The organism is Aeromonas enterica, assembly GCF_054052465.1.
This window is the reverse complement of the sequence record NZ_JBSTYL010000001.1, coordinates 360,119-385,701: the sequence shown is the minus strand read 5'-3', so window position 1 is coordinate 385,701 and position 25,583 is coordinate 360,119. Positions and strand designations below refer to the sequence as shown.

The window sequence follows — 25,583 nt, the reverse complement described above, 5'->3', positions numbered from 1 at the left end:
ATGGATATCTTGCGTGGTGCCCCAGCACTGTCTGATTTTCGTGTCCAAAAACTGCTGCAACGCTTCGCACAGATGAGAAAGGAGAGTGGAGTAGAGAGCGGAGTAGAGATAGAGGATGTCTATGCCGAATATGTGCACTTCGCCGAGCTCTCGAGCCCGCTGTCACCGCCCGAGCGAGCGACATTGGGCCAGCTCCTGCGCTACGGCCCGACCATCCCCGAACACACCCCCAGCGGTCAGCTGTTTCTCGTTACCCCCCGCCCCGGCACTATCTCCCCCTGGTCTTCCAAAGCAACCGACATAGCCCACAACTGCGGCCTGACTCAGGTCAAGCGGCTGGAGCGTGGCATCGCCTATTACGTGCAGGCAAAGGGCGAATTGACCCAGGCCCAGTGCGCTGACGTTGCCGCCGTGCTCCATGACCGCATGATGGAAGTGGTGTTTGCCGAGATGAGCCAGGCGAGTGCCCTGTTTGCCCACCAGGCGCCGCGCCCCTTTACCCAGGTGGATGTGCTGGCCGGTGGCCGCAGCGCGCTGGCCTCGGCCAACGTGGCGCTGGGTCTGGCGCTGGCCGATGATGAAATCGACTATCTGGTGGAGAACTTCACCAAGCTGGGTCGCAACCCCAACGACATCGAGCTCTATATGTTCGCCCAGGCGAACTCCGAGCACTGTCGTCACAAGATTTTCAACGCCGACTGGACCATAGACGGCGAGCTGCAGCCCAAGTCGCTGTTCAAGATGATCAAGAATACCTTTGAGCAGACGCCGGATCATGTCCTGTCTGCCTATAAAGACAACGCCGCCGTGATGGAGGGCAGCCAGGGTGGCCGCTTCTTCCCGAGCCCCGCCAGCGGCGAGTACCAGTATCATCAGGAGCGTGTCGACATCCTGATGAAGGTGGAGACCCACAACCACCCGACCGCCATCTCCCCCTTCCCGGGGGCCGCCACCGGCTCCGGCGGCGAGATCCGCGACGAGGGCGCAACCGGCCGTGGTGCCAAGCCCAAGGCGGGTCTGGTGGGCTTTACCGTCTCCAACCTGCGCATTCCCGGTTTCGAGCAGCCCTGGGAGCAGGACTTCGGCAAACCGAGCCGCATCGTCAGCGCCTTTGACATCATGCAAGAGGGGCCGCTCGGCGGCGCCGCCTTCAACAACGAATTCGGTCGTCCGGCCATTCTCGGTTACTTCCGTACCTTCGAAGAGGAGGTGCCGAGCCACAACGGCGTCGAGGTGCGTGGCTACCACAAGCCCATCATGCTGGCGGGCGGCATCGGCAACATCCGCAGCGAACACGTCCAGAAAGGGGAGATCCCGGTCGGGGCGGCACTCATAGTGCTGGGCGGCCCGGCGATGAACATCGGTCTGGGTGGCGGTGCAGCCTCTTCCATGGCCTCCGGCCAGTCTGCCGAAGATCTCGACTTTGCCTCGGTGCAGCGTGACAACCCCGAGATGGAGCGCCGTTGCCAGGAGGTGATCGATCGCTGCTGGCAGCTGGGGGACGACAACCCCATCGTCTTCATCCATGACGTGGGGGCCGGTGGCCTCTCCAACGCCATGCCGGAGCTGGTCAATGACGGTGAGCGTGGTGGTCGCTTCGATTTGCGCGCCATCCAGAGCGACGAGCCGGGCATGAGCCCGCTGGAGATCTGGTGCAACGAATCCCAGGAGCGTTACGTGCTGGCGGTGGCGCAGGACAAGTTGCCGCTGTTCAAGGCGCTGTGCGAGCGTGAGCGCGCGCCCTATGCCGTCATCGGCACCGCCACCGAAGAGAAGCACCTTACCCTCTCTGACAGCCACTTTGACAACCAGCCCATCGACTTGCCGCTGGACGTGCTGCTGGGCAAGGCGCCCAAGATGCACCGTGATGTTGTCACCCTGCCTGCCCAGGGCAAGCCGTTGCAGCTCGATGGCACCACCCTCTCCGAGGCGGCCGAGCGGGTACTGCGTCTGCCGACCGTGGCGGAGAAATCCTTCCTCATCACCATCGGCGATCGCAGCGTGACGGGTCTCGTTAACCGTGACCAGATGGTCGGCCCCTGGCAGATCCCGGTAGCCGATTGCGCCGTCACCGCCGCCACCTACGACGGCTATCACGGCGAGGCCATGTCCATGGGCGAGCGCACCCCGGTGGCGCTGCTCTCCCATGCCGCGTCGGCCCGCATGGCGGTGGCCGAAGCTCTCACCAACCTGGCGCCGGCTCACATCGGCTCGCTCAAGCGGGTCAAACTCTCCGCCAACTGGATGTCCGCAGCCGGTCATCCGGGGGAAGATGCCGGTCTCTATGAGGCGGTCAAGGCGGTGGGCGAGGAGCTCTGCCCGGCCCTTGGCATCACGATCCCGGTCGGCAAGGACTCCATGTCCATGAAGACTCGCTGGCAGCAGGATGGCAAGGAGCACAGCGTCACCTCGCCGCTCTCTCTGCTCATCACCGCCTTTGCCCGGGTCGAGGATGTGCGCAATACCGTCACCCCGCAACTGCGTACCGATCTCGGTGAAACCGACCTTATCCTGATTGACCTTGGCAACGGCAAGCAGCGCCTCGGTGCTTCCGCCCTGGCTCAGGTCTACCGTCAGCTGGGGGACAAGGCGCCGGATCTCGACAATCCGGTGCAGCTCAAAGGCTTCTTCAATGCCATTCAGGCGCTGGTGGCCGATCGCAAACTGATCGCCTATCACGACCGCTCTGACGGCGGCCTGTTCGTCACCCTGACCGAGATGGCCTTTGCCGGTCACTGCGGCCTCGACATCCAGCTGGATCGCATTGGCGGCGAGCTGCTGCCGGCGCTGTTCAACGAAGAGCTGGGTGCCGTCATCCAGGTGCGTCGCGACGACAAGGAAGCCGTGATGACACTGCTGGCCGGTCACGGCCTGGCCGCTTGCTCCCACGTGCTAGGCACGGTGCGCGAGGGCGATCTCATCACCCTGCAGCGCGCGGGCCAGGAAGTGTATCGCGCCAGCCGCACTGCGCTTCGCACCCTCTGGGGCGAGACCAGCTGGCAGATGCAGCGCCTGCGCGACAACCCGGCGTGCGCCGATCAGGAACATGCGGCCCGTCAGGACGCCACCGATCCGGGTCTGCAGGCCAAACTGAGCTACAACCCGGCCGAGGATGTGGCTGCACCCTATATCGCCCGTGGGGTCTCCCCCCGTCTGGCGGTGCTGCGCGAGCAGGGTGTCAACTCCCATGTGGAGATGGCGGCGGCGTTTGACCGCGCCGGCTTTGCGGCGGTGGATGTGCACATGAGTGACATCCTCAGCGGTCGGATCAAGCTGGAAGAGTTCCAGAGCCTGGTGGCCTGTGGCGGCTTCTCCTACGGCGACGTGCTGGGGGCGGGTGAGGGCTGGGCCAAGTCCATCCTGTTCAACGACAGCGCCCGCGAGCAGTTCCAGCGCTTCTTCGAGCGTGGCGACACCCTCTCCTTGGGTGTGTGCAACGGCTGCCAGATGATGTCCAACCTGCGCACCCTGATCCCGGGGGCAGACCTGTGGCCGCGCTTCGTGCACAACCGCTCCGAGCGCTTCGAGGCGCGCTTCAGCCTAGTGGAGGTGCAGGACTCTCCGTCCGCCTTCTTCGCCGGCATGGCGGGCTCCGTGATGCCCATTGCCGTTTCCCACGGGGAAGGGCGGGTGGAGGTGCGTGACGCCGCTCACCTGAGCGCGTTGCAAAGCAGCGGTCTGGTGGGGCTGCGTTTCGTGGACAACCGCGCTCAGGTGACCGAGCAGTACCCGGCCAACCCGAACGGCTCGCCGGACGGTATCACCGCCGTGACCACGCAAGATGGTCGCGCTACCATCATGATGCCGCACCCGGAGCGGGTGTTCCGCACCGTGGCCAACTCCTGGCACCCGGACAACTGGGGCGAGGATGGCGCCTGGATGCGGATGTTCCGCAACGCCCGGGTGCGACTGGGCTAATCCCGCAGCGTACTCTGCAACAATAAAAAAACCGGCCAGCAGGCCGGTTTTTTTATTTCTGTCTCCTGCTAGTCATTGCCCAGCTCGTGGGGGGTGAAATCGCCCCGATCCAGTATGCGCAGGCAGGCATCCACTACGGCTTCGTCCAGTTGGGCACCCCTCATCTGGATAATGTGAGCCTTGGCTTGGGGAATGCCGAGGGCGGCGCGGTAGGGGCGATCCGACGACATTGACTCCACGATATCGGCCACGGTGAGAATGCGCGCCTCCAGCAAGATCTCATTACCCTCGAGACCGTCGGGATAACCTGAACCGTCGAGATATTCATGATGCTGGTGGATCATCTGGGCGATGGGCCAGGGGAAAGCGATCTCCTTGAGTGCCTGGTAACCGGCGGTCGGGTGCTCCTTGACCAGATTGAACTCCTGCAGCGTCAGTTTGCCCGGCTTGGTGAGGATGTCGACCGGTACCTGGATCTTGCCGATGTCGTGCACCATGGCCCCTAGATAGAGACCGCGCAGCTGTTTGTCGCCCAGTGCCAGCTCGCGGCCTATGGCCATGGCCAGGGTGGCGACGTGCTTTTGGTGACCGGCGGTGTAGGGATCGCGCTGTTCCAGTACGGCAGCGATGGCGCCCAGCGCATCCTCCAGCGCCAGCTCCAGCTGACGGGCATGCAGCACCTTGTCTCGCTGTGCGGCAAGGTAGGCCTGCTGAGTGCTGCGCGCTTGCAGGCCATAGGCCAGATAATCGGCCAGCTGACTGAAGAGTCGCACCTCTTCTTCAGTGAAGGCCCTGGCCTGTTGGCTATGGATGAGCAGAGCGCCCCGCACGGCGGAATGCCACTGCAGTGGGAGCAGCAGGCGAGCCCGCAAGGTGGTCGAGTGATGGACAAGTTCCGTCGTCAGCGCCTCGTTGCGCGGCTCGCCATCGCAGATGGCCTGACATAATTCCTGATCCTGATTGAGCCAGCTGTCGTTGGCAAACCAGACTGCGTTGCCTGCCTGCGCCAATATTTGCAGCGTATCCCGCTCTGTTGCCTCCTGTAGCACGGTAACCAGGGGAAAGCGGCCGTCGAAGGTGATGGCGTCACAAATTTCCTGCAGCAGCGTCTGCTCATCCCCCTGCCTGAGCATGGCGTGATGAGCGCGGCCAATGGCCTCCAGCGTCCAGGTGTATTGTTGCAAACGCTCCTGTTGCTGTTTTTTCTCAGTGATGTCATCGAAAAAGACGCCGACGCCGATCACCTCGCCCAGTTCATCGCGCAGGGGAAACTTGGTGGTGCTGAGCCAGCGGGCCTCGCCACCCTTGAGATAGGGCTCTTCGTGCCGATGTGTGATGCCGCTGGCCATGACCCTGAGATCGTCATCCCGATAGCGTTGGGCCAGCTCGGCCGGGAAAAAATCGGTATCACATTTGCCGATGATCTGGGCCGGAACAAGGGCGAGATCATCGGCCAACAACCGGTTGCAGGCGGTAAAAACGGAGCGCGTATCCTTGAGCAGGACGCGATAGGGCAGCTGATCCATCACCTGAGCAAAGAGAGGGTCAGCAGGCGATGATAGTCGAGCAGTGTCGAGCTGAGGGCTGGACGAGGGATCCGGTCTTGAAGTCATCTGTATTCCTGCTGCAGATCAGGTAGTTGTGAAACGGTAGCCTGCCTGCCACACGGCGAGGCAGGCGTTGACCACCTGTTCGTCATAGTGGACGCCGGCATAGCGCGCCAACTGGGCGAAGGCATCGGTCAGCGACATGGCGCGGCGGAAGGGGCGGTGCGCCGTCATGGCTGCCAGCGAGTCTGCCACCCGAATGATGCGTGCTTCCAGACAGATAGCATCACCCTGCAGACCTTGCGGGTAGCCGCTGCCGTCCATATTTTCGTGATGTTCTTGCACTATGGTGGCGATGGGCCAGGGGAAGTCTATCTGCTGCAGGATGTCGCAGCCGGCCTGAGGGTGCAGCTTGACCAGTTCAAACTCCACCGGTCTGAGCTCACGGGGACGGGTGAGGATCTCTGCCGGGATCTGCAACAAGCCTATGTTGTGCACCATGGCTGCGAGCCCGAGCCCATCCAGCCGCTCTTGGGGCAACTGCAGGTATTGGCCGATGGCCAGCGCCAGGTCGTGTACGCGGCACTCATGACCTGCCGTCCCGGGGTCCTTGTGCGCAATGGCAGAGGAGAGCGCGGTTATGGTTTGAAACAGCAAGGTTCGCTGCTGTTGTTCGCTCTCCTTGATATGGGTGATATCGACCAGTGCCCCTATGATGCCGGCTACCTTGCCCTCATGGTCGTAGAAGAGATCCTTGAAGTTGAGCACCTGGTAGCGATGGCCGCTGCGATCGAACAAGGTGTGCTCGAAGTATTGCGGCTGCCTGCTGCGCAGCACTTCCTGGTCGCGCTGGGTGTATTCGTCCGCCATCTCGGGAGGGAGGATCTCGTCGACCCGTTTGCCCAGCAGCTCGGCCTTGCTGATACCGGTGATCTGGGTAAAGGTCGGGTTGCAACTAATAAAGTGCCCCTCGACATCCTTGTAAAACACCGGAATGGGGATCGCCTTGAGCAGGGATTCGTTGAAGCGCTGCATGTTGACCAGTTCCGCCTGCTGGCGCAATGCCAGTTGCTCGCTATCCCGGCACAGCTGGATGGCGCGGGCCAGGTTGCCGAGGATGGGGCTGAACAGGTGACACAGCTGTTCCCCTTGTTGCTTTGCGTTCGGGGAGAGCAACAGCATGAGGTAGCCTCCCTCTATCCGCAAGCGGTAGGCAAAGGGATAGGGGCGGGAGCCCGTCATGGGTATGGTGCCATGCAGGCTGCACTGATCGCCGTCACTGACCCAGGCGGGCAGCGCCAGTGGTTGCCCATGCTGCTGGATCAGTTGCTCGTCCCCGATGGCCTTGACGATCTTGTACTCTCCTTGTGGCAACTGCTGCAACACCAGGCCCACCGGGCAGGCACAATGAAACAGAAAGCGTTGCAACACCTTGGTCAGCAGGGCATCGAGGGTCACCTCGCGTCCGATACAGAGTGCAAGATCGCAGACAATGGCCATGGCATGGTCGTTGTTCATGACGATGTTGCTCCATTGCAGAGAATGGCGCCATTGTGAAAGAGGGGATAGTCCCCCGGACGCAGGCTGCCAATTTCGCCAAGGGAGAGGGCGCCGACCAGCTCATGGGCACCGCTGTGACTGAACAGTGTGCTCAGCTCTATCTCGCTCTGCTGGCCAAAGTGTTGTTGACGGCCGGCGCAGTAATAGAGCTCCAACGTGTCGATCGGACCCTGTTGGCGGATCTTGCCGGCCAGCTCGATGGCATGGATGGTCGGGCTATGGGGTGCCTTTAGCAGGGTGAGAATGCTGTGATCCGGCACTTCGCCGACACAGAGCAGGGCGCCCTCTTCGGTAACGGCGACCGGGATCCTCACTATCACATCGCCATTGGCCCGCAGCAGGCCCAGCGGCAGGTGGACGCCGTACTGATAGAACTGTGCCGGGGTCAATGTCTGCTGAAATTGTTGCCATACCAGCGATTGGTAGCGACTGAACGCGGGTTCCCAATCGATGAAAGAGACCTTGTTGCCTTCTGTACTGGTGGCGAGCATGGGTTGGGCCGTGAGCTGATAACCATGTTCTAGAAACGGATAGCTGTTGTGAGGCAGGAGGGTGCAGATGACAGCCTGATCCGTCAGAGTCTGGTTGTCGAACAGGCAGGGCATGACCCTGAACTGGCCGCTGCCCGCATTGACACCCGCGTAGTTGACCCTGTCCGCCAGCCTGAGATACAGCTCCTCGAGAATGGAGGCGATATTGGGGATCATGGCATCAAAGGTCAGAAAGAGCGTGGGAGGTCTTGTCGGATCCGGCCATTGCGCGAGCCGAGGTGTCAGCTGTTCGCAGAGTGCATTGGCAAGACCATCAGCGCTTGACTCCGGGGGGAGTGGGATCAGCTGTGGAAGGCAGGATGAGGAGCGGGGAAGCAGCCAGGCCCCCCTGTCATGAAAGCCCTGCTGGCTAATTAGGCGAGGGAAGATGGCGCCGGAAAGCTGGATTGCTAGATGCTGGCACTCTTGCTGCAACTCGGTAACTCTGCCCATGTCTTGTTCGGCCAGCAGCACATCGAGTCGGCCTCCCTGATAGGGGAGTAGTGCATCGGCCAGTGCGTGTACATCAAAGTGACAAAAAGAGGGCTTCATCATCGCTCGGAACTCCATTCCTGCATCTTATAAATATATCAGCAAGGTATTGATGAGGATACTTGACTGTGGCTGGTGAGGTGGATAAGCCATTATAAAGACACATGAAATGTGAGCCTGCCTGCATAGTGCCCATGATGTGGCCCCGCGCGCAAACATAAAAAAACCGGCCAAGAGGCCGGTTTTTCATCTGATAGCAGGAATATTAGTGCAGGACCACATTCTGAAAACCCTGCACCAGGCTGATGACCGGCTGGGGGTAGAGACCCAGCGCCACCACTACCAGGGCAGAGAGCAGCACTACAAGACCGCCCGAGGAGACAGCCCAGTCCGCCTTGGCATCGCGAGTCTGCATGCCCGGTTCGTGCAGATAGAGGGTGACCATGACGCGCAGGTAGTAATAGAGCCCCAGAGCACTGCCCAGCACGATGGCGCCTGAGAGCCACCACAGCTTGGCATCGACCGTCACCCCGATGAGGTAGAACTTGCCGATGAAGCCGAGGGTCATGGGGATGCCCGCCAGAGAGAGCATCATCACTGTCATCACTGCAGTCAGGTAAGGACGGCGCCAGAACAGACCGCGGTAGCTGTGCAGGGAGTCCGCATCCTTGCCGCGATAGGGGCTGGACATCATGCTGATGACGCCGAATGCCCCCAGGCTGGTGAACAGGTACATCAGCAGGTAGACGCCGGCTGCTTCCACCGGCATCTGGCCGAGGCGGCTGGCGACGATCACCGCCAACAGATAACCGAAGTGGGAGATGGAGGAGTAACCCATCATCCGCTTGATGTTGGTTTGCAGCAGTGCCAGCAGGTTGCCGATGAGGATGGAGACGACCGCCATGGCCGCCAGCAGCCAGTGGATCATGGGATCCGCCGCCGCAGGCACCGCCAGATAGAAGCGCAGCAGTACGCAGAAAACGGCAATCTTGCTGACGGTGGCCAGGAAGGTGGCGACCGGCGCCGGGGCGCCTTCATACACGTCAGGGGTCCAGAGGTGGAAGGGGGCCAGGGAGAGTTTGAAGGCAAATCCCACCAGCATCAGTCCCAGACCGCCCATCAGCAGTGGATGGTGAGCCGGGGTGGCCGCCAGGGTCAGGCCCAGATCGCTGAAGCTCAGGCTGCCCGCCTGGGCATAGAGCAGCGCCATGCCAAACAGCAGGAAGGCGGTGGCGGCAGCGGAGAGCACCATGTACTTGATGCTGGCCTCCAGCGAATGGCGCTCGCGGTAGGCATACCCCACCAGACCAAACATGGGCAGAGTCAGCATCTCGATCCCGATGAACAGGGAGGCGAGGTGGCGGGAACCTGCCAGCACCAGGCCGCCGGCGGTGGCGATCAGCAGCAGCAGGTAGAACTCTTCCCGGTTGTCCGGATAGCCCTTGAGCCAGGATCGACCGAAGGTGCAGGTGGCCAGGGCGCCGATGAGTACCAGCCCCATGTAGAAGACGGCATAGCCGTCTATCTGCAGCAGCGGGGTCACGCCCTGATCCCCCTGCGCCATCACGATGGGCAGGGAGAAGAGTGCCAGATTGAGGCCAGCGATGGTGACCACGAAGGCGGTGTCATCACAGCGTTTCCAGGCGATGGCCAGCATCAGGGCCACCATGGTCCCGGTGGTCAGCAACAGGGGCAACAGAGCCAGCAGTTGAGAAGCGGTGAAGGTCATTGCAGTGCTCCTGTAATGGACAAGGAAGGCAACAGGGCCAGCGGTCGAAAAGCGGTCACTCTCATTGCAATGCTCCAGCGGACGGCAGTGCATACCAGTGCAGCACGCTCATCAGGCTGCTGCCTGCGGTATCGAGCACCGGTTGGGGATAGACACCGAGCAGCACCAGCAGGCCGGCGATGGTCATCATCATCACCAGCTCGCGGCGATCCAGGCCCTTGAGTACTTTTTCGTCCTTGGGCGCACCGAAGCAGGCCCGTTGCAACATGATGAGGGAGTAGACCGATGCCAGCACCAAACCGAAGGTGGCGATGACGGTGATGATGGGGGCGACCTGGAAGCTGCCGATAAGGATCAGGAACTCGCCGACGAAGTTGCCAGTCCCTGGCATGCCAAGGGAGGCCACCGAGAAGAACAGCATGACGCCGGGCAGGTAGCGCAGACGACCCCAGAGTCCGCCCATCAGACGCAGATCACGGGTGTGCAGCCGCTCGTAGAGCTGACCGCACAGGATGAAGAGACCGGCGGCGGAGAGGCCGTGGGCGATCATCTGTACCACGGCGCCTTGCAGCGCCAGCTCGCTGCCCGAGTAGATGGCGATCATCACAAAGCCCATGTGGGAGATGCTGGTGTAGGCCACCAGCCGCTTGATGTCGGTCTGGGCGAACGCCACGATGGCGCCGTAGACGATGCCGATGAGACCCAGCAGCATGGCGTAGGGGGCAAACTCGGCAGATGCTTCGGGAAACAGCGGCAGGGCGAAGCGCAGCAGACCGTAGGCGGCGGTTTTGAGCAAGATCCCCGCCAGATCCACGGAACCGGCGGTCGGTGCCTGACTGTGGGCATCCGGCAGCCAGCCGTGCAGCGGCACCAGCGGCATCTTGACCGCGAAGGCGATGAAGAAGCCCAACATCAACAACCACTGGACGCCCTTGCTCATCGGTGTGTTGAGCAAGTCCTGATAGTCAAAGGTGAACACGCCGGTGGCGGCATGGTGGGTCAGCACCAGGCCCAGAATGGCGACCAGCATGATGAGGCCGCTGACCTGGGTGTAGATGAAGAACTTGGTGGCCGCGTTGATCCTGGATTTGCCGTCGGTGACCGAGTGGCCCCACAGCGCGATCAGGAAGTACATGGGGACCAGCATCATCTCCCAGAAGAAGAAGAACAGGAACAGATCCAGCGCCATGAAGACGCCGAGCACCCCCCCCAGGATCCAGAGCAGGTTCAGGTGGAAGAAGCCGATGCGTTGCACGATTTCCTTCCAGGAACAGAGGATGGCCAGCACGCCGATGAAGCAGGTGAGCATCACCATCAGCAGGGAGAGGCCATCCACTGCTAGGTGCAGGGAGATGCCGAAGCGGGGGATCCAGGGCAACTGCAGTTCTGCTACCCAGGTGGATACGCCCGTCTGGGTCGCAAGGGAAAAGTCACCGCTCCACCAGATGGCGCCGGAGAGCAGCAGGCAGGCGCTCATGGACAGCAGGGCGACCCAGCGCACGAAATATTCACCGAAGCGCTCCGTCTGCCAGCAAAGCAGACCGCCGATGAAGGGTATTAACAAGATCCAGAGTAAGGTCACGATATCAGCTCTCGTCTATGTTCTAGTCACTGTGCAGGCCCGTGGGCTTGCTGCGAGTTCAGGGGCTGCATCACGGGATCAGCCGAGCAGCAGCAGAGCCAGGATCAGGGCGGCGCCCATCCCCATGGAGGCTGCATACCAGCGCAACTTGCCGGAAACGGTCCAGGCCAACAGCTGGTGGCCACTCTGTGCCAGCCAGGCCGGCAGGTTCATCATCCAGTCCAGCGGATCCTTGCCGAGCAGGCGGGTGCTGAGCAGGTAGGGTCTGACCCACAACTGATCGTACAACCAGTCAAATCCCCAGGCATTGAACCAGAGGGTGCTGAGCAGACGGCCAGGTGCGCTGTTTGCCACGCTGGTGGCCAGTCGACGCTCACCCAGAAACAGGAAGGCGGCCAGGGCGATACCCGCGATGGCGACTATGCCGGAAGTTATCTCCAGCGCGTGACGACCCGCCTCTATGTTGTCTCCCGGCCCTGCTGGTAATACCCCCGCCAGCGGCGGCACTATCAGGGCACCGATCCCGGTGGAGAGCACCAGCAGCACCAGCAGCGGCAGCTGGTGGGCCAGGCCGTGACCGGCGTGGGCCTCGGTCTGCACTTTGCCGTGGAAGGCGATGAAGATGAGGCGGAAGGTGTAGAGGGAGGTCAGGAAGGCCCCCACCAGACCGGCCCACAACAGCGTGGTCTGGCCGGATGCCTGCACCTGCCACAGGATGGCGTCTTTACTGTAGAAACCGGCCGTGACCAGCGGCAGCGCGGCCAGTGCCGAGCCCCCCACCAGGAAGCAGGCATAGACCAGTGGCAAACTCTTGCGCAGTCCCCCCATCTTGAAGATGTTCTGCTCATGGTGGGTCGCGACGATCACGGCACCGGCGGAGAGGAACAAGAGCGCCTTGAAGAAGGCGTGGGTCATCAGGTGGAAGATGGCTCCTTCCCAGGCGCCGACCCCCAGGGCCAGGAACATGTAACCTATCTGGCTCATGGTGGAGTAAGCCAGGATCCGCTTGATGTCGGTCTGTACCAGGGCCGCAAAACCTGCCAGCACTAGCGTGATGGCGCCGACCAAGGCCACCAGATGCAGGATCTCGGGGGCCAGCAGGAAGAGGCCGTGAGTACGGGCGATCAGATAGACACCGGCGGTCACCATGGTGGCGGCGTGGATCAGGGCAGAGACAGGCGTTGGGCCCGCCATGGCATCCGCCAGCCAGGTTTGCAGCGGCAACTGGGCCGATTTTCCGACCGCGCCGCCGAGCAGCATCAGACAGGCCAGCGACAGGGCAGGGGAGCCCTCGGCAAACACCACGGGTGCGCGCACCAGCAGCTCGTGGATATTGAGGGTGCCGAGTTCGCGGTAGAGGATGAAAAGGCCGATGGCGAGGAAGACGTCGCCGACCCGGGTCACCACGAACGCCTTGAGCGCGGCCGCCCCGTTGGCCGGGTTACGGTAGTAGAAGCCGATCAGCAGGTAACTGCACAGCCCCACCCCTTCCCAGCCGAGATAGACGAACAACAGGTCATCGGCCAGTACCAGGAACACCATGCTGGCAATGAACAGGTTGGTATAGGTGAAGAAGCGGGAATAGCCCTCTTCTCCGCGCATGTACCAGGAGGCGAACAGGTGGATGAAGAAGCCCACCCCGGTCACCACCCCCAGCATGGTCAGCGACAGGCCGTCCAGCGCCAGGCGGAAGGTGGGATTGAAGCTGCCCACCGACATCCATTGCCACAGGGTTTGGGTGTAGACACCGCCGACCGGCATGGTATTGAGGAAATCAATGCCGACCCACAGGGTGGTGAGGGCCGACAACCCTATGCTGCCGACGCCGATGAGCGCCGAGGTGCGCTCGCCGAAACGGCCGAGTGAGAAGGCCAGCACCAGCCATCCCAGCAGCGGAAATAGAAAAGTCAGGTATAAGAGGCTCATCCGCGCATCTCGCTCACAGTGTCCACGTTGAGGGTGTGGTAACGACGATAGAGCAGCAGTAACAAAGCGAGGCCGATACTGGCCTCCGCTGCCGCCAGAGAAATCACCAGTATGTACATGATCTGGCCATCGGCCTGGGCCCAGCGGCTGCCAGCCACCACGAATGCCAGTGCCGAGGCGTTCATCATGATCTCGATACTCATGAGGATAAACAACAAGTTACGGCGGATCAGCAGACCGCACAGGCCGATACAGAACAGCACGGCGGCCAGCAACAGACCGTGTTCCATGGGGATACCACTCATTGCTGGCCTCCTTCTTGAGATGAACTTGGTGCTGAGCGCACGGCAGTTTTGGGAACGGAAAGCACTTCCCCGCTCTTGTCTTCACGGCCCAGGTGATAAGCGGTCACCAGACCGGCCAGCAGCAAAATGGAGGCGAGCTCCACCGCCAGCACATAAGGGCCGAACAGGGCGATGCCGACCTCTTTCGCGCTGACGTCGGTCAGACCAAGCTGACCCCCTGTCACGCCGAGAATGCCATAGGCCAAGAAGCCAAGCAGAATGAGCGAGAGCAGGCCGGGACCCACCCAGGTAGTGGGGGTGAGCCAGTTTTTTTCCTGATCCTGTGCCGAGCCCAGGTTCAGCATCATCACCACGAACACGAACAGCACCATGATGGCGCCTGCGTAGACGATCACCTGCAGGGCTCCCGCGAAGGAAGCGCCCAGACAGAAGAAGATCATGGCCACGGCGATGAGCGAAATGATGAGATTGAGCAGCGCATGCATGGGATTGCTGGTGCTGATCACCCGCAGCGTGCTGTAAACGGCTACCAGGGCCGCGGCATAAAATGCCAGTTCCATGATTGACTCCTCAGGGCAGCAGGCTCTTGACATCGATAGGTTTGGCTTCGTGCTCGGCATCCCCTTTCGGCTTGCCGTCGATGGCCATCCCGCTCATGCGATAGAAGTTGTAATCCGGGTATTTGCCGGGCCCGCTGATCAGCAGATCTTCCTTCTCGTACACCAGATCCTGGCGGCGGTATTCGCCCATCTCGAAATCCGGCGTCAGCTGGATGGCGGTGGTGGGGCAGGCCTCTTCGCACAGGCCGCAGAAGATGCAGCGGGAGAAGTTGATGCGAAAGAACTCCGGATACCAGCGACCATCGTCCCGCTCCGCTTTCTGCAGCGAGATGCAGCCGACCGGACAGGCCACGGCGCACAGGTTGCAGGCCACACAGCGTTCGTCGCCATCGGGGTCGCGGGTCAGCACGATGCGCCCACGGTAGCGGGGAGAGGTATAAACTGCCTCTTCCGGATAGCTTAAGGTCTCGCGGGGGCGCCAGGCATGGGAGAACACCATCCCTAAGCTGCGTAGTTGGGTGCCAACACCCTTGATGATATTAATAACTTTCATAGTCGTGCCTCACTGCACATTCATCAGCACTACAGCCCGTACCGACTGCATCCCGAGCGGGATGCAGTGCGTTGGGCAAGCAGACGTTCCAGCCAAACGGCATTACAATTTTTTTGTCCATTGCGGCCTCACTGCGCATTCATCAGTACCACGGCACCGGTGATCAGCATGTTGAGCAGGGTCAGCGGCAGGCAGACCTTCCAGCCGAACGACATCACCTGGTCAAAGCGCGGACGGGGCAGGGAGGCCCGCAGCAGAATAAAAAACACCATAAAACAGGCAGTCTTCAGGGCAAACCAGATGAAGGGCGGCAACCAGGGGCCGTGCCAGCCACCGAAGAAGAGGGTCACGATGAGGGAGGAGACCAGCACTATGCCGATGTACTCACCCACGAAGAAGAGACCCCATTTCATGCCCGCGTACTCGATGTGATAGCCGTCGGCGAGCTCCTGCTCGGCCTCAGGCTGGTCAAACGGGTGGCGGTGAGTGACGGCGACGCCGGCGAACAGGAAGGTGATAAAGCCCAGGATCTGGGGTACCACGTTCCACAGTCCGGCCTGGGCCTCGACGATGTCTCTCAGGTTGAAGCTGCCAGTCTGGATCACGATACCCATCAAGGAGAGGCCGAGGAACACCTCGTAGGAGAGGGTCTGGGCCGAGGCGCGCAGGCTGCCGAGCAGGGAATATTTGTTGTTGCTCGACCAGCCGGCGAACAGCACCGCATAGACTGCCAATCCCGCGATGGCCAGAATGTAGAGCAGGCCCACGTTGAGATCCGCCACGCCCCATGTCGGGGTGAGCGGCACCACGGCAAACGCCAGAATGAAGGCGGTAAAGGCAATGATGGGGGCCAGGATGAAGATCCGGCGATCGGCGAACGGCGGGATCCAGTCCTCCTTGAAGAACATCTTGACCATGTCGGCCGCCAGCTGCAGCAGGCCGAACGGGCCCACCCGGTTGGGGCCGTAGCGATCCTGCCACAGTGCCAGCAGGCGACGTTCGATGAAGCTCATGAAGGCGCCTGCCCCCACAATTCCCACCAGCACGATCAGTGCTTTGCCGACTTCAATCAGCAGTTCCAACAGGGAATCACTCATGCGATGGCCTCCTGCAGGTTGTTGATGTAGGCCTGTTGCAGCGCTGTTGGCAGGCCATTCACGCCGAGGGGGAGTCCCGCCAGCCCCTGCGCCAGTACACTGCTGAGTCGCAGCTTCAGACGCCAGTGGTTGCCACCCCAGGAGAAGCTCACCTGGTTGCCCGCGTTGAGGGCAAGGCGAGCCGCATCGGCCGGGTTCAGCACCAGCTCTGGCTCATTCATGCGGGCCTGGATGACCGGGCTGCGAGCGGAGAGTTCCTCGCCGCCAAACAGTTGGTCATAATTCACGACCTGCAGGGTGTCCTGAGCCACGAAGGGGGCCGGTATGGAGTCGAACCAGCCGAGGGTGTCCTCACCCGGTTCCAGTAGACGACGACCCGGATCCCCTGCCCGCAGCTTGCCGCCCACCTCGTCCTGGAACTTGTTCCAGGCTGACGGCGAGTTCCAGCCCGGCGCCCAGGCAAACGGCACCTGTTGCATCGGCTGGCGGGCACCAGCATAGCCTTCCATGGAGAAGTTGAAGGGGGAATCCGGATCCTGGGCCACTCTCGGCTCGCTGACGTTTTGATCCGCCAGCATGGAAGTGCGGCCGCTATAACGGTGTGGCTCACGGGCCAGCTTCATGCCACGGATCCGCAGCCCGGCGTTGGGCGAGGCTTCCAGCATGGGGGTGAGCAGCGGCGTCGAGGCGGCGCAGGCGCGGCTGATCTCGTCAAGATTTTGCCAGCGCAGGGGCTTGTGATCGAGCGCCCCCTGCAGTGCCGCCAGCCAGCGCCACCCTTCCCGGATCTGGATGTCGGCGTTGTAGAAGGCCGGTGCATAGACCTGGAAGTAGCGCTGGGCACGGCCCTCCATATTGACGAGGGTGCCATCGGCCTCGGCAAAGCTGGCGGCAGGTAGCACCAGATCGGCCTTCTGGGCTGTCTGGGTATCCTGATGATCGACTACCAGCAGGTGTTGCAGGCGGGCGATGGCCGCATCGACCCGATTGCGCGGGGCGCGGCGATAGAGATCGTTCTCCAGGGTCACCAGCGCCAGGTTATCCTGGGCTTCGATGCGCTCAAGGGCTGCTTCCAGCGATTTGCCTGACGACGTGCCTGCATCCAGCATGGCCAGACCCAGACTGTTGGCCTCTTGCGCGACCAGTGCCAGGCTGACGTCCTGACCACGGCCCTTGAGGGCGCGGGCGATGTTGCTGGCAGCCTCGATCAGTGCCGGGGTGCGGGCTCCCGAGCCTGCAATAATGAGTGGCTTTTTGGCGTTGCCAAGCAGGTCGGCCCAGCGAGCGGCTTGCGCCTGCTGTTCTTGGCCGAGATCGGCCAGAGCCGGGGACGAAATGTCGAGCAGATGGGCGATGGCAAAACCGAGGCGGGCCTGATCCGCGTGGGGGGCGTGCAGTTTTTCTGCCGCCACGTCGTCGAGGCGGGTGCTGTCCAGGCTGGTGATGAGCAGCGGGTAGCGCTCATTCTGGCCCAGGGTCTGCACCGCGGCGACCTGCCACAAGTCCACCTTCATCTTGCGGGCGATGTCGCGCGCCTTGCCCTTGACCGACTGGCGCAGGGCCAGAGCGATGCGGGCGGCGCTCATGGTGACATCTTCACCCAGCACCAGAATGGCGTCGGCCTCTTCCATGTCGCGCAGGCTCGGGGTGCGAATACCGCCGTGTTGCAGTATGTGCAGCATCTTTTGCAGGCACTCCCACTCGCTCTGCTCGACGCCGCAGTAGAAGTTGTCGGCACCCACCAGCTCGCGCAGGGCGAAATTGCTCTCCAGCGATGCGCGGGGAGAGCCGATGCCGATGACGCCGGCCGCGGTGCGCAGGGCGTCGGCGGCACGGTTGAGGGCGCCGTCCACCGTGATGGCCAGCTTGTCGTTGCCGTCACGCAGCAATGGCTGACGCGGGCGATCCGCCAGATTGACGTAGCCATAGCCAAAGCGGCCGCGATCGCACAGGAAGTAGTGGTTGAGGCCACCGTGGAAGCGGTTCTCGATGCGGCGCAGCTCGCCGTAGCGCTCGCCCGGGCTGATGTTGCAACCGACCGAGCACTGCTGGCAGATGCTGGGGGCAAACTGCATGTCCCACTTGCGGTTGTAACGCTCGGAGTGGGTCTTGTCGGTGAAGACGCCAGTGGGGCAGACCTCCACCAGGTTGCCGGAGAACTCGCTCTCCAGGGTGCCATCTTCGACCCGGCCGAAATAGACGTTGTCGTGGGCGCCATAGACACCCAGATCCTCGCCGCCGGCGTAATCCTTGTAGTAACGCACGCAGCGATAACAGGCGATGCAGCGGTTCATCTCATGATTGATGCAGGGCCCCAGTTCCTGATTCTGGTGGGTGCGTTTGGTGAAGCGGTAGCGACGGCTGTTGTGGCCTGTCATCACCGTCATGTCCTGCAGGTGGCAGGCGCCACCCTCTTCACACACGGGGCAGTCGTGGGGGTGGTTGGTCATCTGCCACTCCACCACACACTTGCGAAACTCTTTCGCCTCTTCGTCTTCGATGGAGATATAGGTGCCATCGGTAGAGGGGGTCATGCAGGACATGACCAGGCGGCCGCGCTTGTCGTCGGCATTCTGATACTGTTTGACCGCACATTGGCGGCAGGCGCCGACGCTACCCAGCGCCGGGTGCCAGCAAAAATAGGGGACGTCCAGACCCAGCGACAGACAGGCTTGCAGCAGGTTGTCTGCGCCGTCTACCTCGTACTCTTTACCGTCTACAAAAATGGTGGCCATACAACTTCCCTGACATCAAATTAGATAAAATCCATGGCTCGCAGCGGGCGTGTCGCCTCGTGTTACCAGCGTTCACCCAGCAGATTGGGCTGGATCCCTTTGAGCAGCTTGTGATTATCCTGCGGTCCCTTGATCCCGGCCTCGAATTCGGACCTGAAATACTTGAGGGCACTGCCAAGGGGCTCGACGGCGCCAGGGGCGTGGGCGCAGAAGGTCTTGCCTGGGCCGAGGAAGTTGCACAGTTGCTCCAGAGTCGCCAGATCACCGGGCTGGCCCTCGCCGCGTTCCAGTGCCCGCAGCAGCTTGACGCTCCAGGGCAGGCCGTCACGACAGGGAGTGCACCAGCCACAGGATTCGCGGGCGAAGAACTCTTCCATGTTGCGCAGCAAGCCGACCATGTTGATGCTGTCATCCACCGCCATGGCAAGGCCGGTACCCATGCGAGTTCCCACCTTGCCGATGCCGCCTGCATACATCTGGGCATCCAGGTGTTCGGGCAGCAGGAAGCCTGTTCCAGCTCCGCCCGGTTGCCATGCCTTGAGGCGATAGCCGGGTTTCATGCCACCGGCGTAGTTTTCAAACAGCTCGCGGGCGGTGATGCCAAAGGGCAATTCCCAGACGCCAGGGTTGTTCACCTTGCCGGAGAAACCCATCAGCTTGGTGCCGTGATCTTCCGAGCCCGGCAGCGCCAGCCCCTGATACCAGGCGACCCCGTTGCCTATGATGGCGGGCACGTTGCACAGGGTCTCGACGTTGTTGACGCAGGTCGGCTTGCCCCAGACGCCGGAGACGGCAGGGAAGGGGGGTTTGGCCCGCGGGTTGGCGCGGCGTCCTTCCAGGGAGTTGATGAGCGCCGTCTCTTCGCCGCAGATGTAACGACCCGCACCCGTGTGGACGAACAACTCGAAGTCAAAGCCCGAGCCCAGGATGTTCTTGCCGAGCAAGCCGGCGGCCTTGGCCTCTTCCACCGCGCGGCGCAGGTTGATGGCGGCATCCACGTACTCGCCACGCAGGAAGATGTAGCCGCGATAGGCCTTGAGGGCCTTGGCGGAGATGATCATCCCCTCGATCAGCAGGTGGGGCAGTTGCTCCATCAGCAGCCGATCCTTGTAGGTATTCGGCTCCATCTCGTCGGCGTTGCAGAGCAGGTAACGTATGTTCATGCTCTCGTCTTTGGGCATCAGACCCCATTTCACGCCGGTGGAGAAGCCTGCACCACCGCGGCCCTTGAGGCCGGCATCCTTGACGGTGCCGACTATCTCATCCGGGCTCATCTGGCCGAGGGCCTTGCGGGCCGCCTCATAGCCCTGTTTGCTCTGGTATTCGTCCAGCCAGACCGGCTGGCCATCGTCACGCAGCCGCCAGGTGAGCGGGTGGGTCTCGGGGGCGCGTGCGACAAGGTTGGCCGTGCCGATGGAGGCCAGTGGCGTAGTTGGCCGTGGGCTCATGGACATAGGTTGCCCTCCGAGGTCTGGCGCATGGACAGATTGCCCTTGTAAAGACTCATGTGTAGGCCTCCAGGGTCTTGAGCAGGCTGATGGCATCGAGCCCGCCATAGGTGTCATCGTCGATCATCAGTGCCGGCCCCTTGTCACAGTTGCCAAGGCAGCAGACCGGCAGCAGGGTGAAGCGGCCATCGGCAGTGGTTTGGCCGGGGGCCAGATCCATCACTTCCTTGAGGCCTGCCAACAGCCCTTCGTGGCCGTTGATGTAGCAGACCATGCTGTCACAGACGCGGATGATGTGGCGCCCGACCGGCTGGCGGAATATCTGGCTGTAGAAAGTTGCCACGCCTTCCACGTCGCTGGCGGGAATGCCTAGTTCGGCAGCGATGGCATGGATGGCACCATCCGGTACCCAGCCGCGGGCTTGCTGCACAATCTTGAGTGCTTCTATGCTGGCGGCGCGGGGATCTTCGTAGTGGTGTATCTCATGCCGGATGGCGTTGCGTTCAGCCTGGCTCAGGACGAAGCCGTCCCCCTTGCTCTGGCACTCACTTTGCCCCTGCGGGGTCTGATTGTTTTGGCACTGACATTGCTGGCTCATGGCTTAACCTTTTGTGGCTTGTCCTTTTTGTCGCGTAACGGTTGTCTAGTAACAGCGGTTACTCAACGATCCACATCCGACATAACGAAATCGATACTGCCCAGGTAGGCGATGAGATCCGACACCATGCTGCCCCGGATCACCGAGGGGATCTGTTGCAGGTGAGCAAAGCTCGGGGTGCGGATCCGGGTCCGGTAGCTCATGGTGGAGCCATCGCTGGTCAGGTAATAACTGTTGATCCCCTTGGTCGCCTCTATCATCTGGAAGGATTCGGCAGCCGGCATCACCGGGCCCCAGGACACTTGCAGGAAGTGGGTGATCAGGGTCTCTATGTCTTGCAGGGTGCGATCTTTGGGCGGCGGCGTGGTGAGCGGGTGATCCGCCTTGAATGGCCCCTCCGGCATGTTCTTCACACACTGTTCTATGATGCGCAGGCTCTGGCGCATCTCTTCGAGACGCATCATGCCGCGATCGTAAACATCACCATTGGCACCGACCGGTACTTCGAACTCGAACTGATCGTAGCCGGAATAGGGGCGCCATTTACGCACGTCGAAGTTGAGGCCGGTGGCGCGCAGACCGCCCCCCGTGATGCCCCACGCCAATGCCTGCTCTGTGGTATAGGGGGCGACGCCGATGGTGCGGCCGCGCAAGATGCTGTTGCGCATGGCCGCCTTCTCGTAATCCATCAGCCGCTTGGGCAGCCAGTTCAGCAGGTTATCCTGGATGAGACGAGCCCAGCCCACCGGCAGATCGTGCGCCACGCCGCCGATACGGAACCAGGCCGGGTGCATGCGCGCGCCCGTGATGGCTTCGATGATGGTGTAGATCTTCTGCCTGTCGGTAAAGGTGAAGAAGACGGGGGTCATGGCACCCACGTCCTGGATATAGGTCCCGAGGAACAGCAGATGGCTCTGGATGCGGAACAGCTCCGCCAGCATCACCCGGATCACGTCTACCCGGTTTGGCACCTTGATGCCCGCCAGCTTCTCGACCGCCAGCACATAAGGCAGATTGTTCATGACGCCACCCAGGTACTCGACCCGGTCGGTATAGGGGATGTAGCTGTGCCAGGATTGACGCTCACCCATCTTCTCGGCACCGCGGTGGTGATAGCCAATGTCGGGCACGCAGTCGCGGATTTCCTCGCCATCGAGCTGCAGCACCAGGCGGAAGGCACCGTGAGCCGAGGGGTGGTTCGGGCCGAGGTTCAAGAACATGTAGTCCTCGTTCTCGTTACCCCGGTTCATGCCCCACTCTTCGGGTTTGAACAGCAGGTTGTCCTGCTCCTGATCCTGTTTGACCGCATCGAGCATGAAGGGATCGAACTCGGTGGCGCGGGCCGGATAGTCCTTGCGCAGCGGGTGACCCTGCCAGCTCTTGGGCATCATGATACGGGTCAGATGGGGGTGACCATCGAAGTTGATGCCCATCAGATCCCACACTTCCCGCTCGTACCAGTTGGCGTTGGGGAAGTGGCGGCTGATGGTTGGCAGGCTCAGATCGCTCTCTTTGAGCGGTACCTTCAGCATCACATCGGCGTTGCGGTCGATGGAGATGAGGTGATAGAAGACGGTGAAGTCGCTCTCGGGCAGGCCGTCGCGATGGCTACGCATCCGCTCGTCGGTGGCGCTGAGATCGAACAGCATCACGAACGGAGAGGGGAGCTTGCGCAAGAAGCCGATCACATCCAGCAGCAGCTCGCGGGAGAGCCAGACCACGGGCACGCCGGTGCGGGTGGTCTGAACGGTGAAGCGTTCGGCACCAAAGTGGGCAAACAGCTCGCCGACCACCTGGGCATCCTGGTGATCGCTCGGTTGCCACTGGGCCATGGTGTAGTTGCTGGGGAATTCTCGAGTCAGTTTCATGATCAGATCTCATCCGGCGTGCGCAGATTGGTGACGTTGATCCGCTCGCCGCGCTTGCGTTCCTTCTCGGCCTGCATCTGGGGACGGTAGATCCCCTGATCGCCCACTACCCAGGAGAGGGGGCGGCGTTCCTTGCCGATGGAGTCCTGCAGCAGCATCAGGGCTTGCAGGAAGGCCTCGGGACGGGGCGGGCAGCCTGGAATGTAGACGTCGACCGGCAGGAACTTGTCCACGCCCTGTACCACAGAGTAGATGTCATACATGCCGCCCGAGTTGGCGCAGGCGCCCATGGAGATGACCCACTTGGGTTCGAGCAACTGTTCGTACAAACGCTGGATGACCGGCGCCATCTTGATGAAAGGCGTCCCTGCTATCACCATAAAATCGGCCTGGCGCGGCGAGGCACGAATGACTTCTGCCCCGAAACGGGCCACATCATGGGGGGAGGTGAAGGCGGTACACATCTCCACGTAGCAGCAGGAGATGCCGAAGTTGTAGGGCCAGAGGGAATTTTTGCGACCCCAGTTGACGGTGTCTTGCAACACCTCCTCGAGACGCCCCATCATGATGCCGCGTTCAGCCTGTTGCGCCAGCGGATCATCGACGGTCTGGCTCTGTTCCTGTGGGTAGCGCTCAACAGGCGCATCTGGGTCGATCCGGGTCAGGGTGTACTTCATGGTGCAACCTCAAAGGGATAATCAGTAATTCAGTCTGGCTTCTTGTCGGTCAGGACGCGTTTTTTCGGAGCCCAGTCGAGGGCTCCAATGCGCCACAGGTAGACAAGCCCTACCAGCAACAAGGTGATAAAGATGGTGGCTTCAATGAAACCGACCCAGCCGCTTTCCCGAACGGAAACAGACCAGGCGAAAAGATAGAGTGCCTCGACATCAAAGATGACGAAGAACATGGCAACGAGATAGAACTTGGCGGAGAAACGCAGACGGGCATTGCCCACCGAGTCAACGCCAGATTCGAAGGGTTTGTTTTTAGCACGACCGTGGGCTCGGCCTCCCAGTAAGGCGGCAAGGCCGATCATGATCAGGCACAGACAGATAGCCGCAACGATGTAGATAGCAAAAGCCCAGTGCTGGACAGCAATATCAGCAAACATATAGGTTTTCCCTAACCGAATTAATCATGTGACTTAACAATGGTGTCACGTATTATGACACTTTAGCACTGATTTACATGTCATTTCAGAGGATTAATTATTAATCGCCGGGGGAAAATCAGTTTTTGCTACAAAGGTCAATTTTCTCATTTGATAATCATTTCCAATAGCAGTGCTCTGCTCTGCTCTGCTCTGCTCTGCTCTGCTCTGCTCTGCTCTGCTCTGCTCTGCTCGGCAAACGGCATTCCGTCGAGTTGGTCTTTGTGCGGAGGGAATGGAGAACTTGGGAAAAATGTATTGGTGGCCCAAGTAGGATGACTTGATGAAATAAAAAGACCCCGCATGGCGGGGTCTACAGATCAGGGTTTGAGGACCGGGAGTGCCTCTTCGGCGGCTTTGCCCTGGGAGAGGGTGATCTCGACCCGGCGGTTGGCCTGCCGATGTTCCGGGGTGTCGTTGGCATAGCGGGGCTGGGCATCCGCCACCCCCTGAGCGATGACTCTGGTGGCATCCAGTTTGGGGTTGGTGAGCAGGGTATGTACGATGGAAGCAGAGCGCAGCACCGACAGTTCCCAGTTGCTGCGATAGAGCTCTATCGGTGCCTGCGAGTTATCGGTGTGGCCTGTGACCACCACTCTGCCCGGAATGTCAGCCAGAATGCCGGAGATCTTGTTGACCAGCGGGATGAACTGAGGCTGCAGAAAGGCCGAATCGGCCGGGAACAACGCCTTTTCGCCGATGCGGATCACTAGCTGGCTGCCCAGCTGTTCAACTTCCAAATCCTTGGACTCAATTTGTGCCTTGAGCTGCTGCTCAAGCTTCTTCTTGGTAACCTGTACCCACTCCTGTTCCTTGGTCTTGTGTGGCCAGGATTCCGTCGCACTCGGTTTCTCTGATGCACCAATGGTCTCGTTGAAAGGATCCGAGGCTGCCATCGGGGCATCTTTTTCCAGCACCGTCTCTTTCTTTGGACTGCTGGGCGTGGTCTTGGACTCTGGCTCCAGGATCCCCGTGCCCCCCTGCATCACGGGAGAACCCGCGGCGGGGGAGATGAGGCCAATCTTGCCCAGCGATTCGATAAAGCCCTGGATCAATACCCGGGTTTCAGACTGTTTGGCCATTGCAAAGGAGTAGAGCACCACGAACAGTGCGAACAGCAATGTCATGAAGTCGGCATAGGAGACCAGCCAGCGTTCGTGGTTCTCTGGCGCTTCAGCCTTTTTCTTTTTTGCCACCGTGGCCTCCAAGGTAGGGTTCAAGGGTGACTTGCAGACGTTGTTGGGATTCGCCATCCACGATGCAGAGTATGCCGGTCAGGGTCATCTCCTTGTAGTGACGGATCTGATGGGCAAAGCCTTTGTAGCGGTTGCCGAAGGGCAGGAAGATCAAGTTGGCGGCCGATACCCCGTAGATGGTAGCGATAAAGGCCACCGCGATGGCGCCACCCAGTTTGTCAGGTGCATCCAGCAATCCCATGGCGTGGATCAGGCCAAATACAGCCCCCACGATCCCCATGGTTGGACAATAGCCGCCCATGGCTTCATAAAACTTGACGGTCTGCTCGAGATCTTCCTGCTCAAACTCAATCTCGTTCTCCAGTACCTCGTGGATCTTGGTTTTCTCGTAGCCGTCGACCATCATTTGTACCCCTTTTTGCAAGAAGGGATCCTTGATCTCGTCGATCATGCCTTCGAGAGCCAGCATGCCGCTGCGCCTGGCATTGCCTGCCAGGTTTTCCAGCAACTCAGCCTGCTCTTGCATGTCGAGTTTGAGGGGGGCCAGCAGCCACTTGAATCGCTTGAGGGTGCTGCCAACGACGGAGAAAGGGAACTGGGTCAAGGCGGCACCTATGGTACCACCGATCACGATGAGGAAGGCGGGCAGATCGAGCAGGGCGCTGGGATGTCCACCCTCGATCATGTTGCCGCCCAGGATGGCGATCAATGCCAGGACCAGGCCGATTAAGCTCATTTTTTATACATCCCTGAATATTGATAATGGCTAGTGTAGCTATTTAAGTATCA

19 protein-coding genes are annotated in these 25,583 nt (G+C 61.0%); 1 reads left to right on the top strand and 18 read right to left on the bottom strand.

Annotated elements, in window-relative coordinates; genetic code table 11:
- Window positions 1-3,918 carry a phosphoribosylformylglycinamidine synthase gene (purL, locus tag ACW5XD_RS01910; RefSeq protein WP_456493374.1) on the top strand — a complete coding sequence of 1,306 codons (3,918 nt, stop codon included), beginning with the start codon at window positions 1-3 and terminating at the stop codon, window positions 3,916-3,918.
- A gap of 68 nt (window positions 3,919-3,986) precedes the next feature.
- Here purL and ACW5XD_RS01905 read toward each other — a convergent pair whose 3' ends face one another.
- The 18 genes from ACW5XD_RS01905 to ACW5XD_RS01820 all read right to left on the bottom strand — a co-directional run bounded on the left by ACW5XD_RS01905 (window position 3,987) and on the right by ACW5XD_RS01820 (window position 25,530).
- On the bottom strand, window positions 3,987-5,531 hold the full coding sequence (locus ACW5XD_RS01905) for an HD domain-containing phosphohydrolase (RefSeq protein WP_456493373.1): 1,545 nt from the start codon (window positions 5,529-5,531) through the stop codon (window positions 3,987-3,989).
- Window positions 5,532-5,549: 18 nt separating this feature from the next.
- Complete coding sequence (locus tag ACW5XD_RS01900) at window positions 5,550-6,983, bottom strand: HD domain-containing phosphohydrolase (protein WP_456493372.1); 1,434 nt, start codon at window positions 6,981-6,983, stop codon at window positions 5,550-5,552.
- Window positions 6,980-8,110, bottom strand: coding sequence for an FIST signal transduction protein (locus ACW5XD_RS01895; RefSeq protein ID WP_456493371.1), 1,131 nt, complete (start codon window positions 8,108-8,110; stop codon window positions 6,980-6,982). Before ACW5XD_RS01895 ends, ACW5XD_RS01900 begins: the two co-directional genes overlap by 4 nt.
- Before the next feature lie 202 nt (window positions 8,111-8,312).
- The gene (nuoN, locus tag ACW5XD_RS01890; protein WP_456493370.1) at window positions 8,313-9,776 is read right to left on the bottom strand and encodes an NADH-quinone oxidoreductase subunit NuoN; all 1,464 of its coding nucleotides are present in this window, start codon (window positions 9,774-9,776) and stop codon (window positions 8,313-8,315) included.
- Between the two features lie 61 nt (window positions 9,777-9,837).
- Window positions 9,838-11,358, bottom strand: a complete 1,521-nt coding sequence (gene nuoM, locus ACW5XD_RS01885) for an NADH-quinone oxidoreductase subunit M (RefSeq protein WP_456493369.1) — start codon at window positions 11,356-11,358, stop codon at window positions 9,838-9,840.
- Between the two features lie 78 nt (window positions 11,359-11,436).
- On the bottom strand, window positions 11,437-13,284 hold the full coding sequence (gene nuoL, locus ACW5XD_RS01880) for an NADH-quinone oxidoreductase subunit L (RefSeq protein ID WP_456493368.1): 1,848 nt from the start codon (window positions 13,282-13,284) through the stop codon (window positions 11,437-11,439).
- Window positions 13,281-13,589 carry an NADH-quinone oxidoreductase subunit NuoK gene (gene nuoK / locus ACW5XD_RS01875; RefSeq protein WP_042034381.1) on the bottom strand — a complete coding sequence of 103 codons (309 nt, stop codon included), beginning with the start codon at window positions 13,587-13,589 and terminating at the stop codon, window positions 13,281-13,283. The genes nuoL and nuoK overlap by 4 nt, the downstream gene beginning before the upstream one ends.
- Window positions 13,586-14,149 carry an NADH-quinone oxidoreductase subunit J gene (nuoJ, locus tag ACW5XD_RS01870; protein ID WP_456493367.1) on the bottom strand — a complete coding sequence of 188 codons (564 nt, stop codon included), beginning with the start codon at window positions 14,147-14,149 and terminating at the stop codon, window positions 13,586-13,588. Before nuoJ ends, nuoK begins: the two co-directional genes overlap by 4 nt.
- Window positions 14,150-14,159: 10 nt before the next feature.
- The gene (gene nuoI / locus ACW5XD_RS01865; protein WP_456493366.1) at window positions 14,160-14,702 is read right to left on the bottom strand and encodes an NADH-quinone oxidoreductase subunit NuoI; all 543 of its coding nucleotides are present in this window, start codon (window positions 14,700-14,702) and stop codon (window positions 14,160-14,162) included.
- A gap of 128 nt (window positions 14,703-14,830) precedes the next feature.
- Complete coding sequence (gene nuoH / locus ACW5XD_RS01860; protein WP_456493365.1) at window positions 14,831-15,799, bottom strand: NADH-quinone oxidoreductase subunit NuoH; 969 nt, start codon at window positions 15,797-15,799, stop codon at window positions 14,831-14,833.
- Window positions 15,796-18,534: an NADH-quinone oxidoreductase subunit NuoG gene (gene nuoG / locus ACW5XD_RS01855; RefSeq protein WP_456493364.1), complete on the bottom strand. Its 2,739-nt coding sequence runs from the start codon at window positions 18,532-18,534 to the stop codon at window positions 15,796-15,798. Before nuoG ends, nuoH begins: the two co-directional genes overlap by 4 nt.
- 62 nt (window positions 18,535-18,596) lie before the next feature.
- Entirely contained in the window at window positions 18,597-19,982 is a 1,386-nt protein-coding gene (gene nuoF / locus ACW5XD_RS01850; RefSeq protein WP_456493426.1) for an NADH-quinone oxidoreductase subunit NuoF, read from the bottom strand.
- A 55-nt stretch (window positions 19,983-20,037) separates the two neighbouring features.
- On the bottom strand, window positions 20,038-20,580 hold the full coding sequence (gene nuoE, locus ACW5XD_RS01845; protein WP_456493363.1) for an NADH-quinone oxidoreductase subunit NuoE: 543 nt from the start codon (window positions 20,578-20,580) through the stop codon (window positions 20,038-20,040).
- 62 nt (window positions 20,581-20,642) lie between these two features.
- Window positions 20,643-22,448 (bottom strand): NADH-quinone oxidoreductase subunit C/D, encoded by a 1,806-nt coding sequence (gene nuoC / locus ACW5XD_RS01840; protein WP_264303476.1) that lies wholly within the window; start codon window positions 22,446-22,448, stop codon window positions 20,643-20,645.
- A 2-nt stretch (window positions 22,449-22,450) separates the two neighbouring features.
- The gene (locus ACW5XD_RS01835; protein ID WP_456493362.1) at window positions 22,451-23,125 is read right to left on the bottom strand and encodes a NuoB/complex I 20 kDa subunit family protein; all 675 of its coding nucleotides are present in this window, start codon (window positions 23,123-23,125) and stop codon (window positions 22,451-22,453) included.
- Between the two features lie 29 nt (window positions 23,126-23,154).
- Window positions 23,155-23,559, bottom strand: a complete 405-nt coding sequence (locus ACW5XD_RS01830) for an NADH-quinone oxidoreductase subunit A (RefSeq protein ID WP_456493361.1) — start codon at window positions 23,557-23,559, stop codon at window positions 23,155-23,157.
- Between the two features lie 359 nt (window positions 23,560-23,918).
- A complete protein-coding gene (locus ACW5XD_RS01825) occupies window positions 23,919-24,794 on the bottom strand; it encodes a flagellar motor protein MotB (RefSeq protein WP_456493360.1) in 876 nt (291 codons plus the stop codon).
- Window positions 24,772-25,530, bottom strand: a complete 759-nt coding sequence (locus tag ACW5XD_RS01820; RefSeq protein ID WP_456493359.1) for a flagellar motor protein — start codon at window positions 25,528-25,530, stop codon at window positions 24,772-24,774. The genes ACW5XD_RS01825 and ACW5XD_RS01820 overlap by 23 nt, the downstream gene beginning before the upstream one ends.
- Between the last annotated feature and the right edge of the window lie 53 nt (window positions 25,531-25,583).

Excerpts from the sequence above, each read along its gene's own strand:
- ACW5XD_RS01820 (WP_456493359.1), bottom strand. The coding sequence starts at position 25,530 with ATGAGCTTAATCGGCCTGGTCCTGGCATTGATCGCCATCCTGGGCGGC.
- nuoG (WP_456493364.1), bottom strand. The coding sequence starts at position 18,534 with ATGGCCACCATTTTTGTAGACGGTAAAGAGTACGAGGTAGACGGCGCA.
- ACW5XD_RS01895 (WP_456493371.1), bottom strand. The coding sequence starts at position 8,110 with ATGATGAAGCCCTCTTTTTGTCACTTTGATGTACACGCACTGGCCGAT.
- ACW5XD_RS01900 (WP_456493372.1), bottom strand. The coding sequence starts at position 6,983 with ATGAACAACGACCATGCCATGGCCATTGTCTGCGATCTTGCACTCTGT.
- ACW5XD_RS01830 (WP_456493361.1), bottom strand. The coding sequence starts at position 23,559 with ATGTTTGCTGATATTGCTGTCCAGCACTGGGCTTTTGCTATCTACATC.
- nuoC (WP_264303476.1), bottom strand. The coding sequence starts at position 22,448 with ATGAAACTGACTCGAGAATTCCCCAGCAACTACACCATGGCCCAGTGG.
- ACW5XD_RS01835 (WP_456493362.1), bottom strand. The coding sequence starts at position 23,125 with ATGAAGTACACCCTGACCCGGATCGACCCAGATGCGCCTGTTGAGCGC.
- nuoE (WP_456493363.1), bottom strand. The coding sequence starts at position 20,580 with ATGAGCCAGCAATGTCAGTGCCAAAACAATCAGACCCCGCAGGGGCAA.
- purL (WP_456493374.1), top strand. The coding sequence starts at position 1 with ATGGATATCTTGCGTGGTGCCCCAGCACTGTCTGATTTTCGTGTCCAA.
- nuoN (WP_456493370.1), bottom strand. The coding sequence starts at position 9,776 with ATGACCTTCACCGCTTCTCAACTGCTGGCTCTGTTGCCCCTGTTGCTG.
- nuoF (WP_456493426.1), bottom strand. The coding sequence starts at position 19,982 with ATGAGCCCACGGCCAACTACGCCACTGGCCTCCATCGGCACGGCCAAC.
- ACW5XD_RS01905 (WP_456493373.1), bottom strand. The coding sequence starts at position 5,531 with ATGACTTCAAGACCGGATCCCTCGTCCAGCCCTCAGCTCGACACTGCT.
- nuoL (WP_456493368.1), bottom strand. The coding sequence starts at position 13,284 with ATGAGCCTCTTATACCTGACTTTTCTATTTCCGCTGCTGGGATGGCTG.
- nuoJ (WP_456493367.1), bottom strand. The coding sequence starts at position 14,149 with ATGGAACTGGCATTTTATGCCGCGGCCCTGGTAGCCGTTTACAGCACG.
- nuoH (WP_456493365.1), bottom strand. The coding sequence starts at position 15,799 with ATGAGTGATTCCCTGTTGGAACTGCTGATTGAAGTCGGCAAAGCACTG.
- nuoI (WP_456493366.1), bottom strand. The coding sequence starts at position 14,702 with ATGAAAGTTATTAATATCATCAAGGGTGTTGGCACCCAACTACGCAGC.
- nuoK (WP_042034381.1), bottom strand. The coding sequence starts at position 13,589 with ATGAGTGGTATCCCCATGGAACACGGTCTGTTGCTGGCCGCCGTGCTG.